The organism is Planktophila warneckei (SeqCode) (assembly GCF_965234675.1).
GTDB classification, from domain to species: Bacteria; Actinomycetota; Actinomycetes; order Nanopelagicales; family Nanopelagicaceae; genus Planktophila; species Planktophila warneckei.
This window is the reverse complement of the sequence record NZ_OZ248350.1, coordinates 1,169,168-1,192,970: the sequence shown is the minus strand read 5'-3', so window position 1 is coordinate 1,192,970 and position 23,803 is coordinate 1,169,168. Positions and strand designations below refer to the sequence as shown.

The 23,803-nt window shown below is 47.7% G+C and carries 22 protein-coding genes; 14 read left to right on the top strand and 8 right to left on the bottom strand.

What is annotated here, in order from left to right; genetic code table 11:
* Nucleotides 1-3: 3 nt before the first annotated feature.
* Together AC8GFU_RS06205 and AC8GFU_RS06200 are read left to right on the top strand one after the other, a co-directional pair.
* Nucleotides 4-984 carry an ATP-binding cassette domain-containing protein gene (locus AC8GFU_RS06205; RefSeq protein WP_506626276.1) on the top strand — a complete coding sequence of 327 codons (981 nt, stop codon included), beginning with the start codon at nucleotides 4-6 and terminating at the stop codon, nucleotides 982-984.
* On the top strand, nucleotides 981-1,775 hold the full coding sequence (locus AC8GFU_RS06200; RefSeq protein ID WP_506626275.1) for an ABC transporter permease: 795 nt from the start codon (nucleotides 981-983) through the stop codon (nucleotides 1,773-1,775). The genes AC8GFU_RS06205 and AC8GFU_RS06200 overlap by 4 nt, the downstream gene beginning before the upstream one ends.
* A 3-nt stretch (nucleotides 1,776-1,778) precedes the next feature.
* Here AC8GFU_RS06200 and greA read toward each other — a convergent pair whose 3' ends face one another.
* Both greA and AC8GFU_RS06190 read right to left on the bottom strand, forming a co-directional pair.
* Nucleotides 1,779-2,252, bottom strand: coding sequence for a transcription elongation factor GreA (greA, locus tag AC8GFU_RS06195; RefSeq protein ID WP_506626274.1), 474 nt, complete (start codon nucleotides 2,250-2,252; stop codon nucleotides 1,779-1,781).
* 22 nt (nucleotides 2,253-2,274) lie between these two features.
* Nucleotides 2,275-2,664: a DUF4307 domain-containing protein gene (locus tag AC8GFU_RS06190; RefSeq protein ID WP_506626273.1), complete on the bottom strand. Its 390-nt coding sequence runs from the start codon at nucleotides 2,662-2,664 to the stop codon at nucleotides 2,275-2,277.
* 14 nt (nucleotides 2,665-2,678) lie between these two features.
* On the opposite strand from AC8GFU_RS06190, the gene AC8GFU_RS06185 reads away from it, so the two are divergent.
* The 6 genes from AC8GFU_RS06185 to AC8GFU_RS06160 all read left to right on the top strand — a co-directional run bounded on the left by AC8GFU_RS06185 (nucleotide 2,679) and on the right by AC8GFU_RS06160 (nucleotide 6,875).
* On the top strand, nucleotides 2,679-2,813 hold the full coding sequence (locus AC8GFU_RS06185; protein WP_506626272.1) for a hypothetical protein: 135 nt from the start codon (nucleotides 2,679-2,681) through the stop codon (nucleotides 2,811-2,813).
* Nucleotides 2,797-3,507 (top strand): SURF1 family protein, encoded by a 711-nt coding sequence (locus tag AC8GFU_RS06180; protein WP_506626271.1) that lies wholly within the window; start codon nucleotides 2,797-2,799, stop codon nucleotides 3,505-3,507. Before AC8GFU_RS06185 ends, AC8GFU_RS06180 begins: the two co-directional genes overlap by 17 nt.
* Nucleotides 3,504-3,803 carry a DUF3817 domain-containing protein gene (locus AC8GFU_RS06175; RefSeq protein WP_506626270.1) on the top strand — a complete coding sequence of 100 codons (300 nt, stop codon included), beginning with the start codon at nucleotides 3,504-3,506 and terminating at the stop codon, nucleotides 3,801-3,803. Before AC8GFU_RS06180 ends, AC8GFU_RS06175 begins: the two co-directional genes overlap by 4 nt.
* Nucleotides 3,784-4,560 (top strand): isoprenyl transferase, encoded by a 777-nt coding sequence (locus AC8GFU_RS06170; RefSeq protein ID WP_506626269.1) that lies wholly within the window; start codon nucleotides 3,784-3,786, stop codon nucleotides 4,558-4,560. Before AC8GFU_RS06175 ends, AC8GFU_RS06170 begins: the two co-directional genes overlap by 20 nt.
* Nucleotides 4,561-4,680: 120 nt before the next feature.
* The gene (gene phoH2, locus AC8GFU_RS06165; protein ID WP_506626268.1) at nucleotides 4,681-5,997 is read left to right on the top strand and encodes an RNA 5'-3' helicase PhoH2; all 1,317 of its coding nucleotides are present in this window, start codon (nucleotides 4,681-4,683) and stop codon (nucleotides 5,995-5,997) included.
* A gap of 281 nt (nucleotides 5,998-6,278) precedes the next feature.
* Complete coding sequence (locus AC8GFU_RS06160) at nucleotides 6,279-6,875, top strand: aggregation-promoting factor C-terminal-like domain-containing protein (protein WP_506626267.1); 597 nt, start codon at nucleotides 6,279-6,281, stop codon at nucleotides 6,873-6,875.
* Here the strand turns inward: AC8GFU_RS06160 and AC8GFU_RS06155 are convergent.
* The 3 genes from AC8GFU_RS06155 to xseA are packed head-to-tail and all read right to left on the bottom strand — an operon-like array spanning nucleotide 6,872 to nucleotide 9,950.
* The gene (locus AC8GFU_RS06155) at nucleotides 6,872-8,524 is read right to left on the bottom strand and encodes a fumarate hydratase (protein ID WP_506626266.1); all 1,653 of its coding nucleotides are present in this window, start codon (nucleotides 8,522-8,524) and stop codon (nucleotides 6,872-6,874) included. The genes AC8GFU_RS06160 and AC8GFU_RS06155 overlap by 4 nt on opposite strands.
* An 8-nt stretch (nucleotides 8,525-8,532) precedes the next feature.
* A complete protein-coding gene (locus AC8GFU_RS06150; RefSeq protein ID WP_506626265.1) occupies nucleotides 8,533-8,727 on the bottom strand; it encodes an exodeoxyribonuclease VII small subunit in 195 nt (64 codons plus the stop codon).
* Nucleotides 8,728-8,747: 20 nt separating this feature from the next.
* The gene (xseA, locus tag AC8GFU_RS06145; protein WP_506626264.1) at nucleotides 8,748-9,950 is read right to left on the bottom strand and encodes an exodeoxyribonuclease VII large subunit; all 1,203 of its coding nucleotides are present in this window, start codon (nucleotides 9,948-9,950) and stop codon (nucleotides 8,748-8,750) included.
* 25 nt (nucleotides 9,951-9,975) lie between these two features.
* On the opposite strand from xseA, the gene AC8GFU_RS06140 reads away from it, so the two are divergent.
* The gene (locus AC8GFU_RS06140; protein WP_506626263.1) at nucleotides 9,976-10,932 is read left to right on the top strand and encodes a 4-hydroxy-3-methylbut-2-enyl diphosphate reductase; all 957 of its coding nucleotides are present in this window, start codon (nucleotides 9,976-9,978) and stop codon (nucleotides 10,930-10,932) included.
* Here the strand turns inward: AC8GFU_RS06140 and AC8GFU_RS06135 are convergent.
* Complete coding sequence (locus AC8GFU_RS06135) at nucleotides 10,929-11,351, bottom strand: hypothetical protein (protein ID WP_506626262.1); 423 nt, start codon at nucleotides 11,349-11,351, stop codon at nucleotides 10,929-10,931. The two genes, AC8GFU_RS06140 and AC8GFU_RS06135, sit on opposite strands and share 4 nt — an antisense overlap.
* Nucleotides 11,348-12,493 carry a DNA recombination protein RmuC gene (locus AC8GFU_RS06130; protein WP_506626261.1) on the bottom strand — a complete coding sequence of 382 codons (1,146 nt, stop codon included), beginning with the start codon at nucleotides 12,491-12,493 and terminating at the stop codon, nucleotides 11,348-11,350. The genes AC8GFU_RS06135 and AC8GFU_RS06130 overlap by 4 nt, the downstream gene beginning before the upstream one ends.
* Nucleotides 12,494-12,542: 49 nt before the next feature.
* Between AC8GFU_RS06130 and ychF the strand changes: the two genes are divergently transcribed.
* The 5 genes from ychF to AC8GFU_RS06105 all read left to right on the top strand — a co-directional run bounded on the left by ychF (nucleotide 12,543) and on the right by AC8GFU_RS06105 (nucleotide 22,976).
* On the top strand, nucleotides 12,543-13,616 hold the full coding sequence (ychF, locus tag AC8GFU_RS06125) for a redox-regulated ATPase YchF (RefSeq protein ID WP_506626260.1): 1,074 nt from the start codon (nucleotides 12,543-12,545) through the stop codon (nucleotides 13,614-13,616).
* Nucleotides 13,609-15,507, top strand: coding sequence for a translational GTPase TypA (gene typA / locus AC8GFU_RS06120; RefSeq protein WP_506626259.1), 1,899 nt, complete (start codon nucleotides 13,609-13,611; stop codon nucleotides 15,505-15,507). Before ychF ends, typA begins: the two co-directional genes overlap by 8 nt.
* 94 nt (nucleotides 15,508-15,601) lie before the next feature.
* Nucleotides 15,602-18,700, top strand: a complete 3,099-nt coding sequence (locus tag AC8GFU_RS06115) for an ATP-dependent helicase (RefSeq protein ID WP_506626258.1) — start codon at nucleotides 15,602-15,604, stop codon at nucleotides 18,698-18,700.
* Nucleotides 18,700-21,927, top strand: a complete 3,228-nt coding sequence (locus AC8GFU_RS06110) for an ATP-dependent helicase (protein WP_506626257.1) — start codon at nucleotides 18,700-18,702, stop codon at nucleotides 21,925-21,927. The genes AC8GFU_RS06115 and AC8GFU_RS06110 overlap by 1 nt, the downstream gene beginning before the upstream one ends.
* Nucleotides 21,927-22,976: a DMT family transporter gene (locus AC8GFU_RS06105; protein ID WP_506626256.1), complete on the top strand. Its 1,050-nt coding sequence runs from the start codon at nucleotides 21,927-21,929 to the stop codon at nucleotides 22,974-22,976. The genes AC8GFU_RS06110 and AC8GFU_RS06105 overlap by 1 nt, the downstream gene beginning before the upstream one ends.
* Here AC8GFU_RS06105 and AC8GFU_RS06100 read toward each other — a convergent pair.
* Nucleotides 22,950-23,789 (bottom strand): endonuclease/exonuclease/phosphatase family protein, encoded by an 840-nt coding sequence (locus tag AC8GFU_RS06100; RefSeq protein ID WP_506626255.1) that lies wholly within the window; start codon nucleotides 23,787-23,789, stop codon nucleotides 22,950-22,952. The two genes, AC8GFU_RS06105 and AC8GFU_RS06100, sit on opposite strands and share 27 nt — an antisense overlap.
* Nucleotides 23,790-23,803: the final 14 nt, after the last annotated feature.

The following is a 23,803-nucleotide window of genomic DNA, read 5'->3' as shown; positions in this document are numbered from 1 at the left end:
TGCGTGAAGTCAGTTATCGCAGAAAACTTGGTAAAGACCTATCGCAATGGCGAGGTCGTCGCACTCAATGGCTTGTCTCTTGATGTTGAAGAAGGCACTGTTTTAGGCGTACTTGGGCCAAATGGTGCAGGAAAAACTACAACTGTGAGAATACTCGCAACTTTGTTAAAGCCTGATTCAGGCAGTGCAACAGTTGCAGGCATCGATGTCATAAAGCATCCTGAGAAAGTTCGTGAACTCATCGGATTATCAGGTCAGTATGCAGCTGTCGATGAAACATTAACCGGCTGGGATAACTTGGTGATGTTTGGACGTTTGTATCACTTAGGACGCCAATCATCGATTGATCGCGCTAATGAATTACTTGAACGTTTTGATTTAGTAGAAGCTGCACGTCGACCAATTAAGACATATTCAGGTGGAATGCGTCGCCGTTTAGATCTTGCAGCATCACTAATTGTTAAGCCAAAGATTTTGTTCTTGGATGAACCAACAACAGGGTTAGATCCTCGTGGTCGCCAAGATATGTGGGGAGTCATTCAAGAGCTAGTTAAAGGTGGAGTAACACTTCTTTTAACAACTCAGTACCTTGAAGAAGCAGATCAACTTGCAGACGAGATAGCAGTAATTGATCGCGGAACCGTGATTGCTCGTGGAACATCAGATGCTTTGAAAAAGCAGGTTGGTGGAGAGCGTTTAGAGATCACCGTTGAAAATGCAGATGTAGCTGCAGCACAAGCGATCGTTGCAAAGATCAGCGGCCAGGCTACTCATTTAGATCTACGAACAATTAGTGCACCAGTGCTCAATGGCTCAAAGGATCTTATGGATGCATTACGTGCAATGGATGAAGCAAAGATTCACCCACTAGATATTGGATTAAAGCGTCCATCTTTGGATGATGTGTTCCTTTCCTTAACAGGACATGTTGCAGAAGAGACAGTCGCCGAACCGGTAAAGCCAAAGAGAGGAGGCAAGAAATGAAGTACGCAATCAGTGATGTCGTAACTATTACAAAGCGCCAGCTTTTGCAGCTTGCCCGAGTCCCTGAAGTTCTTGTTTTCTCAACTATTCAGCCAGTTATGTTTGTTCTGTTGTTCCGCTTTGTCTTTGGTGGCTCAATCGATACAGGTCAACCTGGTGGATATGTGCAGTTATTGATGCCCGGAATCTTCGTGCAAACAGTTGCCTTCACATTGGCATCAACTGCTATTGGCTTAGCTGAAGATATGAAGAAGGGTCTGATCGATCGCTTCAGATCTCTACCAATTTCTCGCGGCGCAGTAATCTTCGGTCGTACCTTTGGAGATGCACTTCTTAACATCTTGGTATTGGTTGTTATGGCACTTGCTGGTTTTGCAGTCGGTTGGCGTCCAACATCAGGAGTCCTACAGACATCCCTGGCCTTTGTATTCCTCTTTATGTTTGGTTACGCACTGTCATGGATCGGAATTTTGGTTGGTCTGTCAGTAAAGGAAGCTCGCACAGTTCAAAGTGTTGGTTTCTTGGTTACCTTCCCGCTGACATTCCTTTCAAATGCATTCGCGCCAACTACAGGAATGCCAAAGGTGCTTCAGTACTTTGCTGAATGGAACCCGGTATCAACAATGGTTGCCGCATGCCGCCAGATGTTTGGTCTAAAGAATCAATTTGGAGCAACCGCTAATTCATGGCCAAGTCAGCACCCGTTGGAGACTTCACTGCTTTACATGGTTCTGCTGATGGTGATTTTTATTCCTTTGAGTATTCGTAAGTACAAGAACTTCTCAAGTTAATAATTAGGCGTAAAACTCGGCGGCGACAATCTCTACAGAGATTTCGCGACCATTTGGTGCTGTGTAAGAAACCTTTGCACCAATTTCTTGCCCAAGAACAGCTGCACCCAGTGGTGACTTTTCGCTGTACACATCTAGATCACCAGATGAAATTTCACGTGAACCAATTAAAAACTTCATTTCGTCGCCAGCGATAATCGCTGTAACAACCATTCCTGCGCCAACTTTTCCATCGGCACTTGCAGGTGGTGTTCCAATATGTGCGTTCTCAAGCATCTGCTTTAACTGACGAATACGTGCTTCCATCTTTCCTTGCTCATCACGAGCTGCGTGGTAGCCGCCATTTTCTTTTAGATCGCCTTCAGCACGCGCTGCTTCAATCTTTGCGGTGACATCTTTACGACCTGGACCTTCAAGCTGGGTCAGCTCGGCCTGCAAGCGATCCGCTGCTTCTTGGGTAAGCCATGTCTGTGTCATAAGGCATAAAGGTACTGGTTACTTACTTGGCGCGACAACTTGATACATCAGCGTTAACCGCTTCGCTACGCGTAGGAACAACGGTGACCAGTTCGACTTTTGATTGGCCTGCAGGGATTTCTTCATCTATCTGACCCACGATGTTCTTGTCGTAATCGCGAGCAATGACGGTACAGACCGTTGCATTGCTAGTGCTGTGGCGATCTACTGAATATCGCACAGAAACTTCACGATCATTATCGACAACAAAGGTGATCAACTGGGTTCTGATTTCAGGGTTTGAATGGTGCAACCCAGCCCAGGTAATCCACCCCACACCAAGTACGGCGGTTATTAGCGCAACGGCAACCCAGCTACGGCTTTCCTTAACTCCGTACCGGTCGTTGTAGTCGAACGCTTCTTGCGATTGCATGACATCATTATGTCATGACTAAGAACATTGATATGGGTGCAGCTGGTTCAGTCACAGTTGCTGCTTTGATCATCGCCGTTGCATTTTTGATGCGCAGTTTTTACAAGCGATTCATGGGCGTAGATCGAAGCGATGACTCAGCAGAGTAATTTTGTAACAAAAGCTCTTCAAGCGGTAGCTGTATTACTGATCGCTGCCGTTTTTGTTGGTCTAGGAATTTGGCAGCTACAACGTGCCGCTGATTTAAAAAGTAGTTTGAAGGTTGCAACAACAATCGATACCAATGTTGTTGCGTTGGAATCTGTCACCGCACCTCGCGAAGCAATTCCGGCAACAGCGCTAAATAAAACAGTTTCAGCAACTGGTCATTACATAGCTAACTTCAAAGCACCTAATCAAATTGATGGAGCCGGAAAGTTTGCTGATTGGGAGGTTGCACTTTTACAAGTTGGAACAAATTCGGCGATCTTGGTTGTGCGCGGCCTTTGGTCGCAGCGATTGTTAAATCCAGATATTCAACAATCCATGAATATTGATGTGACTGGTTTGCTTGTTGCTAGCCAATTTGGAGATCGTGCAGAGAATGCACCCGGTGTTATTTCACGTCTTGATAGCGCGGTGGTCACTTCTCTAACGGAGCTAGATTTATATGACGGCTATATCTTGGCCAACAGCGAATCAACCCGTGACCAACAGCTGGATCGAACCCGAGTAACACCTGAAAAGCTGACCTCGAAGATCCCAGGTTTCTATTGGCAACACCTTTCCTATGTAGTCATTTGGTGGCTCATGGCGGGCGTGGTGCTGTACCTGCCCTTCTATCGCCGTAGAGTTACCCCATGAGCGGTGCGATCCTTAGATTTCGAATCATGGCGTTAATCGCCGGAACTATGTCCTTACTTCTGTGGTTTGTTTACATGCCCGCTAAGTACTTGTTGGATAACCCAACATTCCACGATTACACCATTTGGATCCCAATGGTTCACGGATACCTGTATCCGATCTACATCATCACAGCGATTCAATTTTCAACAAAGGCCCGCTGGTCTCTAACAAAGATGCTGTGGCTGATTCTTGCCGGCACCCTTCCAATCGCATCCATTGCCGCGGAGCGCAGAGTTGTTCGCCAGTATTCGTAAGTTAATTAAGTCGCTGCTGTATCCACTATATGAGTGGCGCTTAGTTCGATCTTTAGATTTTTCTAAAACCCCACACCACGTTGGCGTGATCCTTGATGGAAATCGACGCTGGGCAAAATCCAATCCAACGGTCAACGATCCTCATGGCCACAAAGCTGGTGCAAACAAGATCATTGATTTTCTTGGTTGGTGTGATGATGCCCAAGTTAAGGTCGTGACCCTGTGGTTGCTATCGACCGATAACTTCAAGCGATCTCAAGAAGAGATTGATGAATTGCTAAAGATCATCGGCAACACAGTTGATGAATTAGCGGCCACCGGTCGCTGGAATATCAAAGCTGTAGGTGCGCTAGATCTTTTGCCGCCATGGCTTGCCGACAAACTCAACGCATTAAAGCCAATTCGAAATGATGGCGTCGAAGTCAACGTCGCCATTAGCTATGGCGGCCGCCGCGAAATCGTTGATGCGGTGAAGAGCTACATGAGCGAAGAGGAAAAGGCTGGCCATTCATTAGCTGAAGCTGCAGCCACTTTGACCACTGAAGATATTTCAAAGTTTTTATACACCGCTGGCCAACCAGATCCTGAATTGTTGATCCGTACCTCGGGCGAACAACGCCTTGGTGGCTTCCTGTTATGGCAAAGCGCCTTATCTGAGTTCTACTTTTGTGAAGCCTATTGGCCAGATTTCCGTCGCGTTGATTTCCTTCGCGCCTTGCGTGCCTACTCTGTGAGACAACGCCGCTTCGGTTCATAAATCGAAACCAAAAATTAACTTTTCACTATCGCGTGTCTGCGCAAATTGCCTCGCCCTCAGTTCTACCTTTTCATTGTCCGAAGTAAGTCCGGCGATAACAATTAAATCTAGGAGCAAGCATTGGCTGCTAAGGGTCAAAAAGCTAAGAAAACCTTTGTTTTAGATACCAGTGTTTTGCTCGCAGACCCCGGGGCGCTCTATAGATTTGCCGAACATGAAGTCATCATCCCGATCGCAGTTATCGGAGAACTTGAGACCAAACGCGACCATCCCGAGCTTGGCTACTTTGCCCGTGCCGCACTTCGCGCCCTTGATGATCTTCGAGTCAGCCATGGTCGTCTTGATAAAGCTCTAACAATTACTCCTGAAGGCGGAACCCTTTCAGTCGAGTTAAACCACACCGATCTTTCAACGCTGCCCCATGGCTTCCTGCGCGATGGCACCAATGATTCACGCATCCTGGCGATCTCAAAAAACTTAATGTCAGATGGCAAGGATGTTGTCCTTGTTACCAAGGATCTGCCACTTCGCGTTAAGGCATCATCGGTTGGAGTCGAGGCCCAGGAGTATCTAGCCGAACTGGTGTCCAACAGCGGCTGGACCGGAATTGAAGAGATCAATGTCAGCCACGGCGTGATCGATGATTTGTATGCCAGCGATTTTGCCGATCATGAATCCGCCCACCAACTTCCAGTTCACACCGGGGTAGTGCTGCATTCAGAAAAGGGATCAGCCCTTGCCCGAGTCACCGAGGACAAGCAGCTGAAATTAGTCCGCGGCGATCGCCAAGCATTTGGCTTGCATGGACGAAGTGCGGAACAAAGAATTGCCTTGGATATTTTGCTGGATGAAAATATCGGCATCGTCTCTTTGGGCGGCAGAGCCGGAACCGGTAAATCCGCTCTCGCCCTTTGCGCCGGACTCGAAGCGGTTATGGAAAAGCGTCTTCACAAAAAGGTGGTTATCTTCCGCCCGCTCTATCCAGTTGGCGGCCAAGAGTTGGGCTACCTTCCAGGCTCTGAGGGCGAAAAGATGTCGCCCTGGGCCCAGGCGGTTTTCGATACTTTGGGAGCGCTAGTTAGCCAGCCGGTGATCGATGAGATCATCGACCGCGGCCTGATCGAGGTTCTGCCCCTGACCCACATCCGCGGCCGCTCTCTTCACGACTCCTTTGTGATCGTGGATGAGGCGCAGTCGCTGGAACGAGGCGTCCTGCTAACCGTGCTTTCCAGAATCGGCACCGCATCCAGGGTCGTCCTGACCCATGACATCGCGCAGCGAGACAACCTTCGGGTCGGTCGCCATGATGGAGTGGTCGCTGTTGTCGAAACTTTGAAGGGCCATCCGCTCTTCGCCCACGTGACCCTGACCCGTAGCGAGCGCTCGCCGATCGCGGCGCTAGTGACGGAAATGTTGGAAGGCCCAGCGGCAAGTTAGCCATCAAGCGGGGGAGCAAAACACCCCTAAAACAATGTCACAGTCACATTTCGGACATATCGGACATTCGCCTATCTGACCTGCGGTTTTACCCATCCACAGGGAATTCACTTCCTGAGAATTTGCGACTCATGCGGGCTTTGATTTGCCGATGAGCGCCATCTACCGCACCATAAAGCCATTCCCCTTAGACCTTAAGCCTCATTTGAGGCTGATGGCCTATGGAAAGAAACCGCGGGTGATCGCCCAAGGGTTAGAGATTGAAGGAAGGAGAACAGAACGTGAAGGCAGCAAACTTTAAAAGCTCGAAGAAGTCGGTAGCGATCTGGGGCGCAACAGCCGCCTTGCTACTTGTAGCAACAATCCTTCCGGCAGCTAACGCCCTCGAGATCGCACCTGTTTCAGAGGTTGCTTTGGATACTCCAAAGGCGGCCTCGATAGTGGAGCCGACAGATCCATCGACTTCACTATTTGCCGAAGATGATCTGTCAGCGACAGCATCGGGAGCGATCTTCTCTTCAGAGCTTGCTCTTGTATCTGCGGTCAGCCGCCAGGTCGAGCTAGCCCGCACCCCACTTGGTGCCAAGAAGGTTGCTAAATCAATTTTGCTGAACGAGTACGGCTTTAGCGAGAAAGAGTACAAGTGCTTGAACTCGCTCTGGACCAAGGAAAGCCATTGGAACTACAAGGCTCGTAACTCACGTTCAGGTGCTCACGGAATTGCTCAGGCACTTCCGGCAACAAAGATGAATGTTGTTTCAACAGATTGGCGTACTAACCCAGTGACTCAAATCCGTTGGGGACTTCGCTACATCAGCATTCGTTATGAGACACCATGCAAGGCGCTGGCAAAGCACAAGCGCTCTAATTACTACTAAGCCGGTTTCTTACCGATCATCATTGGCTTACTAGTTTCCGCAAAGAAATCATTGCCCTTGTCATCGACAACGATGAAGGCTGGGAAATCAACGACATCGATCTTCCAGACAGCTTCCATTCCTAGCTCTTCAAAATCCAGGACCTCAACCTTTTTGATGCAATCTTGAGCAAGGCGTGCTGCCGGTCCACCGATTGACCCAAGGTAGAAACCACCATGTGAATTACATGCATCGGTAACAGCCTTTGATCGGTTGCCCTTTGCAAGCATCACCATTGATCCACCATTGGCCTGGAAGTAATCAACATATGAATCCATACGACCTGCAGTTGTAGGTCCAAAGGATCCAGATGCATACCCTTCAGGTGTCTTTGCCGGACCTGCGTAATAAACAGCGTGGTTCTTTAAGTATTCAGGCATTGGCTTGCCTTCATCCATCATGGTTTTGATCTTGGCGTGGGCCAAGTCGCGGGCTACAACTAGGGTTCCGGTCAATGAAAGACGGGTCTTAACTGGGTGCTTGGAAAGCTCAGCCAAGACATTAGCCATTGGCTGGTTCAAATCAATCGCCACAACATCATCATTTAAATGCTCATCAGTTGTTTCAGGCAAGAAGTGGGCTGGATCGCGCTCTAGCTCTTCAAGGAAGATTCCATCCTTGGTGATCTTTGCCTTTGCCTGGCGGTCTGCAGAACATGAAACCGCAATTGCGATTGGAAGCGAAGCACCATGACGAGGCAGGCGAACAACGCGAACATCGTGGCAGAAGTACTTGCCACCAAACTGTGCACCAATTCCCAAAGTCCGAGTTAGTTCAAGAACCTTTTGCTCCAATTCAATATCGCGGAAGCCATGGCCAGTTGCCGCATCACCTGAAGTTGGAAGTGAGTCCAAGTACTTAGTCGATGCCAGCTTTGCTGTCTTTACAGTGTGTTCGGCACTTGTTCCGCCAATGACAATTGCAAGGTGGTACGGAGGGCATGCAGCGGTTCCAATTGAACGAAGCTTTTCATCCAACCAATTCATAAATGAGGTTGGGTTCAAGACAGCCTTTGTTTCCTGGTACAAAAATGATTTATTGGCACTACCGCCACCCTTTGCGATGTACATGAAGTTGTACTCGTTCTGGTGATCGCTATCTGCGTAAATTTCGATTTGGGCTGGCAGATTGTTGCCAGTGTTCTTCTCTTCCCAGGTTGTTACTGGAGCCATCTGGGAATAACGAAGGTTCAAAGATGTATAGGCATCATAAATACCCTGTGAAATCGCGACCTCATCCTTGCCTGTTGTTAAAACAAACTGGCCCTTCTTGCCCATAACCAGCGCTGTACCTGTGTCTTGGCACATCGGCAGAACTCCGCCGGCAGCGATATTGGCGTTCTTTAAAAGATCGATCGCAACAAAGCGATCATTAGGTGAGGCTTCAGGATCTTTAACAATATTTGTTAATTGTTGAAGGTGCTCGGCACGCAAATAATGGTTGATGTCATGGATTGCTTCAGCCGATAACTTTTCAAGGGCTGATGGTTCAACCTGTAAAAACTCTTTATCGCCAAGCTTTACAACGCTTACGCCTTCTTTGGTGACAAGACGGTACTTAGTCTTATCCTCACCGATGGGCAGAAGATCTGAGTATGAAAAGTTTGGCATCGTGGTTCCTATTCAGGTTTTACTGCATCAAGTTTTTTCTTAGCCCCGTCCAACCATTCCTGGCAGATCTTGGCTAACTCTTCGCCGCGCTCCCATAACTTCAATGACTCTTCCAAAGTCGCGCTGCCCTCTTCAAGGGATTCAACAACTTCAGCTAACTCGTCACGAGCTGCTTCATATGAGATCTTTTTTGCTTCGGCCATAGGTCAAATCTACTCTCTCTTTAGTTGCCTTGTGCTGTGGCTTTTGTCTCGCCCTTTGCAAGACGCAGCCTTAACTCATCGCCCTGCTTTAACTTCTTTGGATCTGTAACTATCTGACCATCTGCTAACTGCACTACCGAATAGCCACGATCCAAAGTTGCTTGTGGTGAAAGCGCACGAACGCGGGCTTTCACCTGCTTGAGCTCTTCCTTTGCTAACTTCAAACGGCTCGCAAAGGAACGATTAGATCTATCGCGCAGCCCAGTAATGATTTCAGCCCTTGTTGTAATTAGTACATGTGGGTCCTTCATAACTGGGCGGTTCTTGAAGTTAGTAATTCTGGTGGCCTCGTGGTCGATGCGATTAATCAGTGTGCGACGTGCTCTGTCGCGCATTTGGCCGATCATTGCGATCTCTTCGGAAATATCTGGCACTACGCGCTTTGCCGCATCAGTTGGAGTCGATGCTCGATAGTCCGCAACTAAATCCAATAGCGGTGAATCCTTTTCATGGCCGATCGCAGAAACAATCGGGGTTTCACATGATGCAGCTAAACGCACCAGGCCTTCATCGCTAAAGGGCAGTAGATCTTCAAAGGATCCACCACCACGAGTGATGATGATGACCTCAACATCTTTATTTGCCTCTAGTTCGCGCAGCGCATCTGAAACCTCTGAAACTGCAGCAGCTCCCTGAACAGTTACTTCGCGGATTTCAAATTGAACACTTGGCCAGCGACGCTTTGCATTTTCAACAACATCTTTTTCTGCATCTGTGTTGCGACCACAAATCAATCCAATAACCTTTGGCAACAATGGCAGTGCAACCTTGCGATCTGAATTAAAAAGTCCTTCGCCCGCTAATTGATTTTTCAGCGCCTCAAGGCGTGCCAACAATTCACCAACACCGACCTGGCGAATTTCGCGGGCTGAAAATGAAAGGGACCCATTCTTTGTGTACCAAGATGGCTTTGCATATAAAACAACTCGTGCGTTATCCGGTAGCGGCTTAACAGTTGCGATTACCGATTTATGGCACATCACTGAAATAGACATATCAACGCTGGTATCGCGCAGGCGCATAAATGCCATCATCCCGCTGCGCTCGTTTAGCTCGCTGATCTCGCCTTCAATCCAAATTGGACCCAGGCGGTCTACATAATCCTTGATCGCTTCAGAGACGACCCGAACTGGAGCCGGGGACTCACTTGAAGTTTCGAACATGGGATGAGCCTAATAGACTGCCCCCATGGCTAAGAGAGTTCTACTGGCGGCGCCTCGCGGATATTGCGCGGGCGTGGATCGCGCTGTGATCACAGTCGAAAAAGCATTGGCCCTGTATGGCGCACCTGTCTATGTTCGCAAGCAGATCGTTCACAACGTTCACGTTGTTGCATCCCTTGAAGCAAAGGGCGCGATCTTTGTTGATGAGACCTCTGAGGTTCCCGAGGGTAAGACCGTTGTTTTCTCAGCTCACGGAGTTTCACCGCTAGTTCATGAGCAGGCAGCCCAACGAAATCTAAAAACTATTGATGCAACCTGCCCATTGGTAACCAAGGTTCACCACGAGGTTCGTCGCTTTGCGACAGAGGATTCAGAGATTTTGCTTATTGGTCACCATGGCCATGAAGAGGTTGAGGGCACGGCTGGTGAAGCACCAGATCGTGTACGCATCGTTGATGGTTTAGATGGTGCGCGCACAATTCAACCAACACCTGGCAAGAACTTGGTCTGGTTGTCACAAACAACTTTGTCAGTTGATGAAACTATGGAAGCTGTAAATATCTTGAAGGAGCGCTTCCCTGAGATTCAATCGCCACCTAGTGATGACATTTGTTATGCAACTCAAAATCGCCAAGAAGCGATCAAGGAGATTGCACCACAAGCAGATTTAGTAATTGTTGTTGGCTCACAAAATTCAAGTAACTCAGTGCGTTTGGCTGAGGTTGCACTTGAGTACGGTGCAAAGGCATCACATCTGATTGATTACGCTGAAGAGATTCAGGATCACTGGTTTGAAGGTGTTGAAACAATCGGTGTTACAAGCGGTGCATCAGTACCTGAAATCCTTGTAAAGGATGTTTTAGCGACATTGCATGAACATGGATACCAAGATGTTCAAGAGGTTACAGCCGCTGAAGAATCACTACTTTTCGCACTGCCACCAGAGCTTCGTAAAGATATGAAGGCAGCAGGCCAGGCTTAATCTTCTTCGGCTGCTGCTTTGCGCTTTGAAGGCTTCTTCTTCGCCTTTTGATTCAAGTACACAAACCAGCCATACAAGGCTGAAAGAATCAAAAACGGTGCCTCTGATGCAAGGGCTGCGATGAAATCAATACCAACTCGTGATGGTCTAAAGCCATCTAAAACCATTGTTAAAAAGAGTGCAGAGGCAGCAAATGCCAATGGGGGAGTTACAACTGAAACATAAGTAGTTCCTGGTCGGCCAAAGCGCAAAGAGCCATACAGAGCGGCGCAGATTGCGATACCTGTAAGAACTCCAACACCGGTACGGATTGTCATCTCAATGAAGACGAAGAAACCAATGAAAGCTGTTTGCAGCACAACAATTCCAGGCTTCTTTAAACCAGGACCTTGGATCTGAATCTTCTGCAATGTACTCATTCGCCTACCTCTTCTGCATCAATGTAATCATCGGTTGCTTCAAGCTCTGCATTTTTCAGATCTCGAACCGCACCAGGTGCCTCAGGATACTCAATAGCCAACTTATCTTTATCCCCTGTAACACCTAAGTTATGAATTCTTCGCGCCGGTGCCAAAACAGTCTTTTCAGCTGTTGGCACAAGATCCTCATACGCCTTAGAAGTAGATGAGATTGCCTTACCAACTGCAACGATCTTGGTGTGCAGCAAGGTGATGTTCTTCAGAAATGTGCTGGCAACCTTTTGAATCTCATCAGCGTTTTCCGCCAACTTATTGCGGGTGAAGATGTAACCAATAGTGCGAAGCAGCGCCATCATTGATGTTGGAGTCGCAACAGTTACGCCGACTTTAAAGGCCTTTTCAAGAAACATTGGATCAAGGCGAAGTGCTTCAGAAAGCAGGGTTTCAAATGGAACAAAGAGAACTACGAAATCAGGGGAGCCTTGCGACTTGTGATACCCACGTTTTGCGAGCGCATCAACATGCTTTAACAAATCCTTTGTGTGCTGCTGCAAGTACTCATCACGTTCTGATTGATCATCAGTTCCAAAGGCTTCAAGAAAGCGTTCAAAGGGAAACTTGGAGTCGATAAACAAACGAGAGCCGCCAGGCATTGTTACGGTGATATCTGGAATTCCAGATGAGTCAGAATCAGTTGTTGATCGTTGCGCTGTGTATTCATGCCCTTCGCGAAGTCCTGCACCCTGCAGCAATAGCTCAAGTTGTGCCTCGCCAAACTTTCCGCGGGTCTGCGAATTAGATAGTGCTCCAGCGATCTTCTTTGTTTCATCAAAGATTGATTCAGATGCACGACGCATTTCAAGAATTGTTGTGTTCAGCTTTGCTTCCGCCTCGGTACGGATGCGGTTTGCTTCATTGGATTGGGTAGTCAACTTTGTAACTGAATCCTTGACCGCCATCAGTTCAGCATTTAACTTGATTGCAGATTCTGTCTTGGTGCGCTCTGCTTCTAGCTGGGCCTTGTAATCATCGAGCAGGGCTTGATTGCCCGCCGAATCCTTGGATTTGAGGGCTGAAAATAGGTATCCGATCGCAGATCCTGCGATTAGTCCTATTAATAAGGTCACTACGTATGCGGGCATGGGCCTATCGTGGCAGGGAGCACCGACAAACCCCCGTAGGCTTACCCCAGTGAGCCTCTCTATTGGAATCGTCGGACTGCCTAACGTTGGAAAGTCGACCCTTTTTAATGCTCTGACCAAGAACAATGTTCTGGCCGCTAACTACCCCTTCGCCACCATCGAGCCCAATGTGGGAATCGTGGGAGTGCCAGATGAGCGTCTAGCCAAGCTAGCAACCATCTTTGGCTCAGAAAAACTTCTTCCAGCCGTAGTTTCCTTCGTTGATATCGCCGGAATTGTTAAGGGCGCATCTGAAGGTGCAGGCCTTGGCAATAAGTTCCTTACAAATATTCGTGACACCGATGCAATCTGTCAGGTGATCCGCGTTTTCAACGATGGCGATGTTGTTCACGTCGATGGTCGTATCGATCCAGCATCAGATATGGAAACGATTAACACCGAATTAGCGCTCGCAGATTTGCAGACAATTGAAAAGGCGATTCCACGTCTTGAAAAGGAAGTTCGCATCGCAAAGGAAAAAGCGCCAGTTCTTGAAGCTGTAAAGGCTGCCAATGATTGGTTGCAATCTGGAAAGCCATTGTCTCAAAGTTCAATTGATCGTGAACTTTTGCAGGAGCTTCACCTATTAACTGCAAAGCCGTTCTTATATGTATTTAACGTAGATGCTGCTGAATTAAATGATCCAGAACTGAAAGCAAAGTTGCAGGCACTTGTTGCACCAGCTGAAGCGATCTTCTTGGATGCAAAAACAGAAGCAGAACTTGCAGAGCTCAGCGATGAGGATGCATTGGAATTGTTGCAATCAATTGGTTTGAAAGAACCAGGTCTTGCAACCTTGGCACGTGTTGGTTTCGATACTTTGGGATTGCAGACATATTTAACTGCAGGTCCAAAGGAAGCTCGCGCGTGGACGATTCACAAAGGTGACACCGCACCCATGGCCGCTGGTGTTATTCATACAGATTTCCAAAAGGGATTTATTAAGGCTGAAATCGTCAGCTTTGAAGATCTGATTGCCGCTGGATCTATGGCTGATGCGAAAGCAAAGGGCAAGGTTCGTATGGAAGGCAAGGAATATGTAATGGCCGATGGAGATGTAGTGGAGTTCAGATTCAATGTCTAAGAAGCAAGCACACCTAGCAGGATTACCTGAAAAGAAGCGCGAAGATCTACGTAACGTAGCGATCATTGCTCACGTTGACCACGGAAAGACAACACTGGTTGATGCCATGTTGTGGCAGTCCGGCGCATTCGCATCACACAAGGTTCAGGGCGAAGGCCAGGATCGCATGATGGATTCAATGGATCTAGAACGCGAAAAGGGAATTACGATCCTTGCAAAGAACACCGCTGTTAAGCGCGGCAACACAATCGTTAACATCATTGATACTCCGGGCCACGCCGACTTCGGTGGCGAAGTAGAGCGCGGACTTGAAATGGTTGATGGCGTCATTTTGTTGGTGGATGCATCAGAAGGTCCATTGCCTCAGACACGTTTCGTTTTGCGTAAAGCACTCGAAAAGAATCTTCCAGTAATTTTGTTGATCAACAAGGTTGACCGTCCCGATTCACGTATCGCTGAAGTTGTTGATGAAGCGTACGAACTGTTCCTTGATCTTGGAGCAAATGAAGAGCAGATCGAATTCCCAGTTGTGTATGCATCAGCTAAAGCTGGTCGCGCATCACTGAAGCGTCCTGCAGATGGTGGAATGCCAGAAGAAGAAAACCTAGATGTTTTGTTTGACACTATCTTCTCTGCAATTCCTGCACCGATTTATCACGAAGGTGCACCATTGCAAGCACACGTTACAAACCTTGACTCATCACCATTCTTGGGTCGTCTTGCACTATGTCGCGTACGCGAAGGTGTTATTAAAAAGGGTCAGAACGTCACATGGATTAAGACAGATGGAACTCAAGAGCGAGTAAAGATTTCAGAGCTACTCATTACTGAAGCGCTAGAGCGCGTTCCAGCACTTGAAGCTCACCCAGGAGACATCATTGCGGTTGCAGGTATCGAGACAATCACATTGGGCGAAACCCTTGCTGATCTTGAAAACCCACACGCACTTCCACTTATTACAGTTGATGAGCCATCTATTTCGATGACAATCGGTATCAATACATCTCCACTAGCGGGCAAGAGCGGAAAACTGCTTACTGCACGCCAAGTTAAGGGCCGACTTGATGCCGAACTAGTAGGTAACGTTTCATTGCGCGTTCTCAATACTGATCGCCCAGATACATGGGAAGTTCAGGGACGTGGCGAGCTACAGCTTGCTGTTCTCGTTGAAATCATGAAGCGCGAAGGTTTCGAGCTAACTGTTGGTAAGCCACAGGTAGTTATCAAGAAGATTGATGGCAAAGTTCATGAGCCAATGGAGCGTTTAACAATTGATGCACCTGAAGAGTACTTAGGTGTTCTTACTCAGTTGATGGCACTTCGTAAGGGTCGCATGGAGCAAATGGTTAATCACGGAACCGGTTGGATCCGTCTTGATTACAAGGTTCCATCACGTGGACTTATTGGTTTCCGTACTGAGTTCTTAACTGAAACTCGCGGAACTGGTTTGCTACACCACGTATTTGATGGTTACGAGCCTTGGTACGGAGATATTCGTACTCGTGCAACTGGATCACTTGTTTCTGACCGTATGGGAACAGTTACTTCATATGCACTGTATGGAACACAAGATCGCGGAACTATTTTCGTAGAGCCAGGCGATGAAGTGTACGAAGGTATGGTTATCGGCGAGAACTCTCGTTCAGATGACATGGATGTTAACTGTGTTCGCGAAAAGAAGCTTACAAACATGCGTGCTTCAGGAACTGATGAATCAGAGCGTTTGATTCCGCCTAAGAAGCTCAACATGGAAGGTGCGCTTGAGTTCTGTCGCGAAGATGAGTGCGTCGAGGTAACACCTGCGGTTGTTCGTATCCGCAAGGTTGTTCTTGATCAGAATGAGCGCGCACGTGCGACTTCTCGTCAGAAGAAGGCGAACTTAAACGCGTAATTAGTTCAACTAAAAACCCCGGACTGTTAATCAGTTCGGGAGTTTTTATGCTCGCATCCCTGATTCGTCAGTGCATTACGGTTGAATTGTGACTGTGAGTAAGCAGCCCTTCAGCCTTGTACGACAGGTACTTCAGGCGACCGCACTTACCTTGGATGCTGATCAGCACGCGGTTGTCGCTCATCGCGGATCACCGATTGTTGTGCAGGGCGGACCCGGAACCGGAAAGACAACTGTTTTAGTTGAAGCTGCTTTAGCGCGAATTGTGGATGGACAAAATCCAGATTCAATTTTGCTGCTGACCAATGGTCGCGAGCGAGCATCTGAATTACGTGATGCGATCGCGTTACGAACTACAAAGACAATGTTTGAACCATTGGCAAGAACTTTTCACTCGCTGGCATTTTCAATCTTGAAGATGAAAGCAAAGGGAGATCCCGATCCTATTTTGCTCAGTGGCCCAGAACAGGAAAGTTACATCCGCGAATTGCTGAAAGGCGATATCGAAGATGGCTTCAAAGAGTGGCCCGAAGATTTACACAAGGCGTTAACTACTAATGGTTTTGCCCGCGAACTTCGCGATTTGATTTTGCGTGCATCAGAACGTGGCATTGATGCAGATGAGTTAGCGGTTCTTGGTAAACAAGAAGGTGAAAAGTATTGGGAGGCAGCCGCTGCTTTCTGGAAGAGATATACCAATTCCATGATTATGCGTGAGTTCAGCGCACAGGATGCAAAGTTGCGTATCGATCCATCCGAATTGGTTTCTCGTGCATCGATTCATTTACGTAACAACCCTGATTTGTTGGATGAACTGCGTAAACGCTTCACAACGATCATGGTTGATGAGTTTCAGGAAAGTGATCCCGCACAACGCGAACTATTGGCGCTGCTTGCTGGCAACGATGTAATCATCTGCGCAGATGCAGATAGTGCTGTCGGTCGTTTCCGCGGTGCAGACCCAGATGGATTAGCAGCAGCGTTAGATCCATTTCGTGCAAAGGAAGTTGTTCTTAATCGCGTGTATCGCAATGCACCGGCGATCTTTGAAGTTGGGCATGAATATGTTCAGGGATTCCGCGGATCTCCAGTAACCCGTAAGCGCTCATGTGTGGCAGAAAGTGGCGGTTTTGTTGGGGTTCATCGCTTTAGAAGCGGGGCTGAAGAAGCCGCATTTATCGCCCACCAATTCCGCAGTGCACATTTGCGTGAAGGTATTTCTTACAGCGATATGGCTGTCGTACTTCGTACACCAGGAGTTCAAGCATCAGCGTTACGTCGTGCATTTTCTCAAGTTGGAATTCCAGTTGCATCTGAATTACAAGCCTTAGCTGGTAATCCTGCAATTGCGCCATTTTTGTTATTGGCACGTGTAGCTATCGGTGCGCAGCCTCTGAATTTGGATACCGCTGAACGTTTGTTAATGAGCGAGTTCGGTGGAGCAGATTCAATCTCACTGCGTCGGATTCGCCGAGCCATGATTACCGCCCGCCCTGATGGTGATGAGCGTTCAGGTACTCAGCTTTTGTTGGATGCGATCAATGATGGCGAACTATTTATTGAAGGTGCCGACAGCGTGCTTCGAGTTCATGAATTGTTAAAGGGTGCAAAGACGATCGCTCGTAACAAGACTGCTTTAGCAGATGATTTGTTGTGGTTCATTTGGGATAACGCATTAACAAGTGATGGACAGAAACTATCTGTCGCTTGGCGCAATCAAGCGTTGCGACCTGGAGTTCGCGGAGCAGCCGCAGATCGCGATCTAGATGCGATGATGCAGTTGTTTGAATCTGCTCAACGCTTCTCTGAGCGTTTCCCTCTGTCGGGTCCAGCGGCCTTTATCAACGAGATCGCAACTGAAGATATTGCAGGCGACGTGATTACAGCTAAGGGAGTGCGCCCAGATTTCGTAGAGATTCTTACCGTTCACAGCGCAAAGGGTCGCCAATGGCAGGTTGTTGCAATCGCTGGCCTGCAAGAGGGCACTTGGCCAAACTTGAAGCAACGTTCATCCTTGTTAGGTGCAGAGCGTTTAGTAGAACGAAAGCGCAATCCTGACATTCCTCGGGATCAGTTAGATGTGATTGCCGCTAACGGGCTAATGCAGGATGAGCAACGCTTGTTCCATGTCGCTCTAACCCGCGCCCAGCAATCACTTTTCGTCACGGCAGTACAGCGCGAAGATGAAGAGCCATCGCAGTTCTTTGAAGCTGTTGAAGTTATGGTTAACAAGAGCGATGAGGATGAACATGTATTAACTGATGTTCCTCGACCAATTACCGCACCTGCTTTAGTAGCTGAACTTCGCGCGCAGTTAGCTGGACCAAAGGCGAAAGAGGCTGCAACGTTGTTAAAGGCGATGAGCGCCGAAGGTATTCACCTTGCAAACCCTGACAGCTGGATTGGTTCTGTTCCGATAAGTACCGATGCACCTGTTATTGATCCTGACAAGGAAGTAATTGTTTCGCCATCAGGTGCTGAAAGCTTTGTGGAATGTGGAGTCAAATGGTTCCTGCAAAACAACGGCGGATCTGATGGCGACAGCACTGCCCAAGTTTTAGGTTCTGCAATTCACGCCTTTGCCGCGAAGATGGTGCAAGAGCCAGGCACAACTCGCGAACAGTTAATTGAGAATCTACAAAGTTCATGGAAATTGATCGATCCTGAAAGCGGATGGGTCAGTGCATCACATCTTGAATCTGCGGTCACCATGCTTGAAAAGTTTGTCGATTACCACAAGGAAACTAAGCGCGAAGTAAAGGGTGCTGAACTTCGCTTTGATGTAAAGCTGGGTCGGGCTCGAATTATCGGAACCGTTGACCGGCTAGAAGTTGAAGCAGATGGTTCACTCTTCATTATTGACTTTAAAACCGGTAACACCGCAATTAGCAAAGAGGATGCAAAGAAGAATCTGCAGCTTGCTAGTTATCAATTAGGTGTTCATGAAGGTGGATTTACCGATGGTGACAAGAGCGCAGGTGCCGAACTTGTGTATCTGGGAACAACTACTGCAGGAGCGTCTATTCGTCAGCAGTATGCGATCGATCTTGAAGAGACTAAGCAAACAATTGAAACAATCGGCGAGGGCATGGGAGCTGCAACCTTCTTTGCCACCGTTAATAAGCGCTGTAAAGGCTGCCCAGTAAGGAAATCCTGCCCTGTTCAAAGTGATGGTCGGGCGGTGATTGAGTGATGAGTACTGAATCAATCCAGCCTAAGTACACACCTGAGCAAATCATCGCCAAGCTTCAGGCACATCCAAAGTTTGGTTCACAGATCAAGCCGATTACTAAGCATCAATCAGCGATCATCAGCAGCGGTCTAGAACCAGCAGTTGTTATTGCAGGTGCGGGCTCTGGGAAGACTGAAACTATGAGCAACCGTGTTTTGTACTTGGTTGCCAACGGTTTTGCCACACCTGATCAAATCCTGGGTCTTACCTTTACTCGTAAAGCTGCTGGTGAATTATCGGTTCGCATTCGTAAGCGTTTGCGCCAACTATCGCAATTGCCAGAGTTCAAACACATCACTTCAACTAGTACTGCAGTTACGACTTACCATTCATATGCAGGCAAGTTATTAAGTGAACATGCAATTCGATACGGAATTGATGCAGACGCTGATCCACTAGGCGAAGCAGCGATTTGGCAAATCGCATCAGATGTAGTGCGCAATTGGTCTGATGACTCATATCGCAATGACAGCGCGGTAAGCACGGTGATCAAGGATTTGCTGGGACTTTCAAAGTTAATGCTGGAACATCAAGTCAAGGCTTCAGATATCGAAGCAATCGGCAACGAGATGTTGGAAAAGTTGCAGTTATTGGCAGGCAGCACCAATGAAGATACCCGCGCAGTTGCTCGTGCGATGCGTCAACGCAATTCATTGTTGCCGATGGTCGAAGCCTTTATGGAACGCCGTAAAGCTGCAGGGGAATTGTCCTTTGATGATCAGATGTCACTTGCGGCAGACATTGCGCAGAACTTTGAAGATGTTGGCACTTTAGAGCGCGGCAAGTACAAGGTCGTTCTATTGGATGAGTATCAAGATACATCCCAGTCTCAGGTACGTATGCTTTCTGCTTTGTACGGAAACTTTGTCAGCGAAACTGGCCACCCCGTTATGGCTGTGGGAGACCCGTCGCAGGCTATTTACACCTGGCGTGGAGCATCTGCCGGCACGATGGCTTCTTTCCATAAGTACTTCCCAAAGGCGGCAGGACAAACAGGAACTGAACAGTTCTCGCTGCCAACAACTTTTCGTAATGACAAAATCATTTTGGCTGCAGCAAACACCATTAGCGCCGAGATCAAAGCAGCAGGTGGTCAGCAGGTTGTTGAACTTGAAGCCCGTGATGGTGCAGGCGATGGCGAGCTTGCATACGGTGTGTACGAAACAGTTGAAACAGAGTCCCAAGCGATCGCTGAATACTTTAAAGCATTATGGAATCCAGATGACAACAAATCATTTGCGGTACTGGTACGCAAGCGCAGTCAGATCACTTCGATTGAAAATGCTTTGCGTGAACAAGGTCTGCCTGTTGAAGTAATCGGTATCGGCGGATTGATTCATATTCCTGAAGTTGCGGATGTTGTGACCTTGATGAAGATCATTACAGATCCTGATGCTGGTTCGTCATTGATGCGCCACCTGACTGGACCACGTATTAATTTAGGACCACGTGATATCGCAGCGCTCGGTGCATTTAGTCGTGAACGCGCAAAAGCAATGCATGCAGATTCCAAGAGTTTCATTAAGAAGATTGCTGCAGGTAACCCTGATCAACTAGAAGCAGATGATCAATTTGCAGGCTCGATCATTGATGCATTGGATGAAATCACCTCTGCGAAGAAGAGCGGCTTTAGCGATCTTGGATATCAACGCCTGGTCACCATTGCGCAGGATCTTCGCCGTCTGCGTTCACGTGCAGGTGGTCAGATCACTGATTTAGTAACAGAGATTGAAAACTATTTAACTTTGGAATCTGAAATTACCTTGCGCGAAGGTTCACAAACCGGTCGTCGTCACCTAGATCGATTCCTAGATGAAGCCTCAAAGTTTGAACGCAGTGGTGGATCAGTTTCGGCCTTCTTGGATTGGTTGGATGTTGCATCTGATGAAGAGGGCGGATTAAAGGTTGGAGCCCCTGAAGTACGCACAGATGTGGTCCAAATCCTTACTGTTCACATGGCAAAGGGCGCTGAATGGGATGTTGTTGCCGTGCCTGGTTTATCTGAAGGCACCTTCCCGGGCGTCAATCGCAGTGACCCTGATAACTGGTTGAAGAATGAAAAGCATGTGCCATTTGCACTTCGCGGTGATGCGCATGAGCTTCCACATTTCACATTAGATGGAATTGCAAAGAATTCGGATGCAGCAAAGGCGATCAAGGCCTTTGGTTCGCAGTGCGTTGATCAGATCAAAATGCGCGAAGAGATGCGTCTTGCATATGTTGCGGTGACACGTGCTCGTACGCACCTGCTGTGCACAACAGCATGGTGGCGTGATGGGGCAAATGCGGTTTCACCATCGCAGATCTTTAATTTGATCGCAACATCAGCAAGCGCCAACGGTGGTCGCTTGATTTCAGATGTTGCAGCACCAGATGATGATGCAGAGAATCCAACCTTGGAAAATCCAGTCACCGCTGTGTGGCCACGAGATTACCTAGGGGGTAAGCGCGCACAGTTTGATGCAGCGATTGAATTAGTAAATGCAGCTGAAGTTCATCCACTTATTGATTCGCAGGATGCTGAAGTTAATTCTTGGATCATGGATGCGCACAGTTTGATTACGGAACAACGCAATCGCGCATCAGATGTTGTTGAAGTGCCGCTGCCATCACGCATGTCTACATCGACCTTGGTTGCTTTGCATGAAAACCCACAAGAGCTTGCATTGAATATTCGTCGCCCAATGCCTCGCGGCCAAGATCAGTATTCGCGTCGCGGAACCGCATTCCACTTATGGGTAGAACGTCAATTTACTGATGCAGCCACATTGTTTGGTGATGAGTACCTGGATTACTTAGATCCACTCGATGATGATTCAAAGCTAGAAGATCTCAAAGCTGCATGGCTCAAGAGTGGCTTTGTTAATCGCACACCTGCACGGGTTGAAGTTCCCTTTGAAACAACCATTGCTGGGGTCCTGATTAGAGGCCGAATTGATGCTATTTACGCAGACGGAGATGGCTTCCAGGTAGTGGATTGGAAGACAGGTTCTAAGCAGTTAGGAAAGTCTGCACAAGTCCAGTTGGCGATGTACCGCTTAGCGTGGGCGAAGTTATCGGGATGCGACATTTCAAAGATCAGCGCCGCATTCCATTACGTTCCAACTGGAGTTACTGACCAGCCAGCTGACCTGTTAGATGAGGCTGCATTGATCGCTTTGATTGGATCTGTCGGTACGCTTCCTTAATGAGTTATGTAATCCTCTTAGCTGCAGTTATTAGCTGGGGTATCTCAAATCCTTTAGCGGATCTGGCCATAACTAAGTTCTCTCCACTCTTTCTTTCCTTAATTGAATGTGGCGTCGGTTTTCTCTTTCTGTTGATTGTCACAATCATTAAACGAGTAAAGCCAAACATTCCTTGGCGGTTGATTATCCCTATCGGCATCCTTCAACCTGGACTTGCATGGTTGTTAGGAAATACGGGATACACACATGAGACTGCAAGCACTGGTGTCTTGATTCTTACCGGCGAAACTTTGTTTACTGTCTTGCTCGGAATCATCTGGTTGGGCGATCGCCTATCTGCAACTAAATGGTTCTTTTTCATTCTTGGTTTTGTTGGCGTAATCATGGCTGGCATTTCTGCTCCACGTGAAAAGTTGGTCGAGATCGCAGGTGCGGCATCACCCAATACCTCCACCGTTGCCTTTTTCGTTTTATCTGCCATGACCTTTGGTGTGTATGCAAATGTGATTCGCAGATACTTAGGGGATTACACCGCAACTGATTTAGCGTTGGGTCAGACCTTTGTTTCAACAATCTTCTTGGGCACATTCTTTATTCTTAGCGAACAACCAATACCAACTGTCTCAACATCTATTTGGAGCTCAGCGATATTGTCAGGGTTGTTTGGCGTTGGCCTTCCCTTTGTAGCCTTTAACTACGCAATCAAAATGCTTCCGGGCTCAACACCAGGTATTTATCTCAACCTCATTCCTATCGCAGGAGTAGCGGCCAGCATTGTTTTAGGCCGTGGTGCACCCACTTGGTTGCAGGTATTAGGTGGATTAATTGTGATTGTTTCAACCTATGTAGTATCCAAAGAGGATCAAGCTTTTATCGCGACGCAACGAGAGTTAGATGCGATTGCTCGAGAAGATGCCGAAGCTGGGCGATTTACTAGAGACAAACATGATCCTGGCGTTGATGAATCACATGTGTATAGACAAACAACAAATACTTTAAAGCCGTATACCTATGGTGGGGATTTAGATGATCCTGATCCTAAGCGGTAAGTGATCGCTCATTCCAGTCACAACTGTTGGAAGAGCTTCAAACTGTTCAGGCTTTAATGTGTTGCTAAGAATGTAATCAAATTGAACTTTTGCACCCCAAGATGGGTATGAGTTCTGAGTAACCAACGAATTCCATCGTGAAGCTACTGCTGGCAATCCCTTTGGAAGGTTCATGTCTCCAATAATTAAAACTTGAGTCCCATACTCTTCAGTCAAATGTTTAGCCCAGCGCTTAATTTTTCCTAGTTGGCGATAGTTCACAAAGGGAACAAAAGAGAGATGGGTATTAATAACCGTCCAACCATTTTCCAAAGTTGCAGCCAGTGCAACACGTGGCTCATCTGCTACATAGATTGGTCTGACGGTTTGTTTTCCATTCTTACCTTCAGTTGGAATCATGATGGGCATTCCAAATGGAGATTTCTTGAGTTCTAGTCGATCCCAATGTTTTACTGGAATCTTTGAAACGATGCCGATTCCATATCCACCAACTAACTCACTTCCATCAGTTGAGAAAGAGTTTCCATGAACAACAATTGGTACATCTGTTGGATCAACAGCCCGCCATGAGTATCCAGGTGTTCCGATTAATCCTGCAGCAAAGCCCCAATGTTGCGTGCCCATTGCTTCGCCCACTAAACGTGCCTGGGAAATATTTCCTGAGCGCTCTAACTTTTCATCAACCTCTTGAATGCCAATTACATCAGCGCCGATCGCTTGAATAGCCTGCCCCAGCTTTATCTGGTCGGCGGCGACATCATTGCTGGGCGGAATGGCCATTCCATGCAGCAGATTCCACGAGGTTACGAGCACCGCCCAAGGCTAGT

Bases quoted from the DNA above. Each gene is read 5' to 3' on its own strand.
- greA (WP_506626274.1), bottom strand. From the start codon at position 2,252: ATGACACAGACATGGCTTACCCAAGAAGCAGCGGATCGCTTGCAGGCC.
- AC8GFU_RS06150 (WP_506626265.1), bottom strand. From the start codon at position 8,727: ATGGCCGAAGCAAAAAAGATCTCATATGAAGCAGCTCGTGACGAGTTA.
- AC8GFU_RS06190 (WP_506626273.1), bottom strand. From the start codon at position 2,664: ATGCAATCGCAAGAAGCGTTCGACTACAACGACCGGTACGGAGTTAAG.
- AC8GFU_RS06135 (WP_506626262.1), bottom strand. From the start codon at position 11,351: ATGAGTACATTGCAGAAGATTCAGATCCAAGGTCCTGGTTTAAAGAAG.
- AC8GFU_RS06110 (WP_506626257.1), top strand. From the start codon at position 18,700: ATGAGTACTGAATCAATCCAGCCTAAGTACACACCTGAGCAAATCATC.
- AC8GFU_RS06130 (WP_506626261.1), bottom strand. From the start codon at position 12,493: ATGCCCGCATACGTAGTGACCTTATTAATAGGACTAATCGCAGGATCT.
- AC8GFU_RS06155 (WP_506626266.1), bottom strand. From the start codon at position 8,524: ATGCCAAACTTTTCATACTCAGATCTTCTGCCCATCGGTGAGGATAAG.
- AC8GFU_RS06140 (WP_506626263.1), top strand. From the start codon at position 9,976: ATGGCTAAGAGAGTTCTACTGGCGGCGCCTCGCGGATATTGCGCGGGC.
- AC8GFU_RS06200 (WP_506626275.1), top strand. From the start codon at position 981: ATGAAGTACGCAATCAGTGATGTCGTAACTATTACAAAGCGCCAGCTT.
- xseA (WP_506626264.1), bottom strand. From the start codon at position 9,950: ATGTTCGAAACTTCAAGTGAGTCCCCGGCTCCAGTTCGGGTCGTCTCT.
- AC8GFU_RS06175 (WP_506626270.1), top strand. From the start codon at position 3,504: ATGAGCGGTGCGATCCTTAGATTTCGAATCATGGCGTTAATCGCCGGA.
- AC8GFU_RS06180 (WP_506626271.1), top strand. From the start codon at position 2,797: ATGACTCAGCAGAGTAATTTTGTAACAAAAGCTCTTCAAGCGGTAGCT.
- AC8GFU_RS06185 (WP_506626272.1), top strand. From the start codon at position 2,679: ATGACTAAGAACATTGATATGGGTGCAGCTGGTTCAGTCACAGTTGCT.
- AC8GFU_RS06105 (WP_506626256.1), top strand. From the start codon at position 21,927: ATGAGTTATGTAATCCTCTTAGCTGCAGTTATTAGCTGGGGTATCTCA.
- typA (WP_506626259.1), top strand. From the start codon at position 13,609: ATGTCTAAGAAGCAAGCACACCTAGCAGGATTACCTGAAAAGAAGCGC.